This is a genomic window from Altererythrobacter lutimaris, from assembly GCF_013371495.1.
In the GTDB taxonomy this organism is placed as follows: Bacteria; Pseudomonadota; Alphaproteobacteria; order Sphingomonadales; family Sphingomonadaceae; genus Erythrobacter; species Erythrobacter lutimaris_A.
The window spans coordinates 1-450 of record NZ_JABWTA010000026.1 but is presented as its reverse complement, the minus strand read 5'-3'; the positions used below and the strand labels follow the sequence as shown (position 1 = coordinate 450).

Genomic DNA, 450 nt, shown 5'->3' with positions numbered 1-450 from the left:
CCCTAATCGCCGATTGCGCGCAAAGCTCCTGCGAAAAACCGATTCCGGTGCAGCTGTGACATCGACGCATCAGATTTCGCCGTCGCCGCACCCGATCCCGTCATGGCCGGGGCGATTGCGCGCGACCGGACACCGCCATAGGGTGCACGCCCGACAAAGGGGGTTCGAATGAAACGATCGACGATGATGTGGGCGGCGGCTTTGGCGCTGGGCCTAGGCTCTGCGGCGCAGGCGCAGGACGGCGGCATGGGGGCGCAGCAGGCGCCGGAATGGGCGCTTACCATCCATGGCGGAGCCGGGGTGATCGAGCGAGACAAACTTTCGCCCGAAAAGGACGCGGAAATCCGCGCGGCGCTGAACCGGGCGCTCGCCGCTGGATCGAAGGTACTGGCCGAAGGCGGCGCGGCAATGGATGCGATCACGGCGACCATCACGGTGCTGGAGGACGAT

The 450-nt window shown here is 66.2% G+C and carries 1 protein-coding gene; it reads left to right on the top strand.

Going from position 1 to position 450, the window contains the following annotated elements:
* Positions 1-168 precede the first annotated feature (168 nt).
* Positions 169-450: isoaspartyl peptidase/L-asparaginase (locus HUO12_RS14390; protein ID WP_232367530.1), on the top strand; the 282-nt coding region annotated here is incomplete at its 3' end.